This is a genomic window from Salinivibrio sp. IB282, from assembly GCF_001995685.1.
GTDB lineage: Bacteria > Pseudomonadota > Gammaproteobacteria > Enterobacterales > Vibrionaceae > Salinivibrio > Salinivibrio kushneri.
On sequence record NZ_MUET01000124.1, the window covers coordinates 1 to 3443 of the forward strand.

Genomic DNA, 3443 nt, shown 5'->3' on the forward strand with positions numbered 1-3443 from the left:
TAGTTTATCTAATCCTAAAGCCAGCGTCGGACACGAGCTGCATAAGCGTCAAAATCATCAGGCCATTGGCGTGATAAACGGGCTTCTTCAGCAGGAATAAATGTGGCGGATAGGTAGGCCATAAAAGCGGGAATCATCCCCCAGCACCATAGCGCATTAAAATACAGCCCAGCCGCAGCGATGATCAGTACCAACGCCAGATACATGGGGTTGCGGGTATAACGATAGATCCCAGTGGTCACCAACGCTGAAGGCATTTGCAGCGGATCAAGTGTGGTGTGATGGCGATGGAACGCCCATTTAGCGGCGGCTAATAACCCCACAGCTAACCCCAGAGGCAAGGCAGCCCAAACCGGCGCACCCAGCACCAGCGAAAAAGGAAAGAAATGGCTCAGTAATAAACCAATCGCAACCGCAATGAGCATCGCCACAGGGGGCAATGGGGGAAAGAGATAATGCCATGTTTGCACACGCATGACTCGTCCTTGAGCAATGACTGATATAATGGCAATAATGTAGCGAATATGGGCAGTGATTGTCACTGCCCTGCGAGCAATTTAGCCCATTTTTATCGACGAATGTTTAATCTTGCTCAATATTGAGACGATGCTTGCCGTGCTCAATCTTTGCCTTAAGATAGTTACGATTACCGTCTTTAAGGTGGGCTTTGGTGCCAATCACTTCTTTGAGAGTAATCCCTGCCGCTTGTAGCTCTTCGATCTTTTTGGGGTTATTGGTAATCAAGCGAATACGGTGAGCGTCTAACGCTTTTAGCATCTGCGCCGCTTCGGAAAAATCACGCAAGTCATCGGCAAACCCCAAGTGGTTGTTCGCTTCATACGTCGTCATCCCTTCGCTTTGTAGCTTGTAGGCATCCAGCTTGTTATACAGCCCTATCCCGCGCCCTTCTTGGCGCAAATAAAGAATAATACCGCCATCTTCACCCATCTTTTGGATGGTTTCTTCAAGTTGCTCACCACAATCGCATCGAGAGGAATGGAAGACATCACCGGTTAAACACTCGGAATGCATACGAACTAAAGGCGGATCAGCTTTCTTATCGGCTTGTTGGAAAATTAGCGCGACGTGCTCTTGCTCAGATTCTAAACCATGGAAGGAAAGGATCTCTGCTGGGATCTGACTTCCCACCCCGACTTTCAACGGCACTCGGGCCCTAACTTTAACCATTCTGCGTCTATCTCTTACTGCTGATACCCGATTGAGGGCGCTAACATTACTACACCCACATCAGTATGCCAATTCAAAAATGTTATATTATAACATTTATGGGGAGGATGCGATAACATCGTGTTGGGAGGCACCTGTCGCGTTGTCTCTACCCTCATCACTGCAAACGCCGCACCACCGCAGCCGGATTACCAGCCACAATAGAAAAGGGTTCGATGTCCGCATCAACCACTGATCCGGCTTCAATCACTACCCCTTCACCGAWCGCCGCACCCGCTTTTATCACGGTATTTCCCTCGATGATGACGTTATTACCGATGATGACATCTTGAGAGGACTCGCATTCACCTCGGGCAATGTCTAGCGGTAATACGCGATGACGCGTGGTATAGATCCCCACGTTAGGGCCAATACTCACATTATCGCCAATACTGACGTGCGCGCCGTCTAAAATGGTGCAATTGGGACCGACGCTTACATTACTGCCAAGATGAATATTCATCCCATAATGGCAAAAGAAAGGCGCATCGATTTCAACGTTATCGCCAATACGGGCGAATAGCTTGGTGGTTACCACGGCTAAACTGGCGGCATCTTCAGGATCAAGCCGATTAAACTGTTGGCAAAGTCGACGCGCGGCATATCGAAACAAAGTCAGCTCTTCATCCGCGGGACAATAAGGCAGGCCGCGTTGCATTTTTTCAAACTCTGTCATCGGCGCTACCCTTGATGCGGCATTTGTAACGACGTTGACTCAAAGCCGGGGTTATCCACTGTCGACAAAGAGACCAGCGAGTCACCGTATTCACGCAAGAATTGGTTTCCCAGCGAGGCCCCCAGCTGATAGTCGGCTTCTAATGCCGCCGGCTTACTCAGCAAGGCACTGCTTTGCAGCGGCGCGCTCGGCGCAATTTGCACTATCTGAGCACGCGCTGGCGGTGACGCCAAAAACTGCAGTTCACTTTGGTAGCTTTGGTAATGCGTGGTCAGCATCTTGAGCATTTCCGTATTCAATGGTTTGCCCGATAAAGACTGCAACCGATAAATCGTGTCACCACCAAACAGCCAACGACCACCATTTTGCATCGCTTTTTCTTTCATGCTGTCGCGCACACGATTAACCAGTTGCTCGCGGCTAGACTTATAGCGCTCTGATAGTTCCCCTAGCTGCTTACTCAGCTCTTTCTGGAAGGTTTCAAAGCGGGCGAGTCGATATTTCGACTCAAAATTTGATAGATAGTCGGAGAGCTTAAATTGCGGTCTTTTCGTCTCAAAGCGTTCGCGCAGTGTCTCAAGAAAGCGGCGGTTTTCGTCATCGCGCTTTTCTTGTTCTATCACAGGCTCGGTACGTACAACCACAATAATATCGGCCCCGCGCGCGAACGCCTCCTTTACCGGGATCGCCGCAGTGACCCCGCCATCGACATAGCGGTGCGACCCGATAGTCACCGGATGCGGGTAAAGAAGCGGTATCGCACAGGTCGCTTTCAGAGCATCTGGCCAGCTGTCTTCTGTCAGTGAGAAAAAGGCCGGTTGCAATGTATCGACGTCTGTCGCACACGCGTAGGCATAGCGGCTTTGCAGGTGGCGCCGCGCGGCTTCCATATCTAACGCGGTTTCTTTGCCCGGCAAGGCCGTATCGAGCGCCCAATCCAAGTCCATGTAATGCTGGCGACGCACATACTTCATCAAATGGAAGAAGCGCTCTTGCGTGGTGAGCTGCGTAATAAAGCGGTAGCCATATTGATATTGCTGACACACATACGCGCTCATATTAAGCGCGCCTGCTGAGGTGCCAAAATAAAGCTCAAAAGGATCAAATCGGTGGGTTAAAAAAGCATCTAGCACACCGGCTGTAAAAATGCCTCGTTGTCCGCCCCCTTGAAGCACTAGGGCGATGCGCTGCGGCCGCGCGCGCGTCCCGCTCTGTGCACTAGCGGTCAACGCGTTGTCGGTCAATACCGTGGGCTGCACGGCTTGATTAGTTTCTACCACGTTCGCCCCTTACCATCACACTTAGCGTTATGCTTATGTTTTATTGAATATTTTTAGTTAGCTATAGCTCATAGTCTAACGCGTCGTGTGATACTGTGCTAGCGCTTAGCGCGCCGTGGCATCGTTATCGAGCTAGCGGCCACCTCGGTGATGTTTATGCCAGCACCGCCACGGCGGCAAATGTAAAAATAAGGCCGAGTGCGCAGGCTGTCGTCAGCAATGCATAAGTGAGGGTCGTATTCATGATGTGCTCCTAGATG

4 protein-coding genes are annotated in these 3443 nt (G+C 50.7%); all 4 read right to left on the reverse strand.

Features of this window, described 5'->3' with window-relative positions; all coding sequences use genetic code 11:
- Positions 1-14 precede the first annotated feature (14 nt).
- On the reverse strand, positions 15-542 hold the full coding sequence (locus BZG14_RS14890) for a methyltransferase family protein (RefSeq protein ID WP_198532076.1): 528 nt from the start codon (positions 540-542) through the stop codon (positions 15-17).
- 40 nt (positions 543-582) lie between these two features.
- Positions 583-1188: a GTP cyclohydrolase II gene (locus BZG14_RS14895; protein WP_069361270.1), complete on the reverse strand. Its 606-nt coding sequence runs from the start codon at positions 1186-1188 to the stop codon at positions 583-585.
- Positions 1189-1345: 157 nt separating this feature from the next.
- A complete protein-coding gene (locus BZG14_RS14900) occupies positions 1346-1903 on the reverse strand; it encodes a sugar O-acetyltransferase (RefSeq protein WP_077609111.1) in 558 nt (185 codons plus the stop codon).
- A 5-nt stretch (positions 1904-1908) separates the two neighbouring features.
- Positions 1909-3183, reverse strand: coding sequence for a patatin-like phospholipase family protein (locus BZG14_RS14905; protein WP_069361272.1), 1275 nt, complete (start codon positions 3181-3183; stop codon positions 1909-1911).
- Positions 3184-3443 lie beyond the last annotated feature (260 nt).

Coding starts and splice junctions, on each gene's coding strand:
- BZG14_RS14895 (WP_069361270.1), bottom strand. CDS start 1,188: ATGGTTAAAGTTAGGGCCCGAGTGCCGTTGAAAGTCGGGGTGGGAAGT.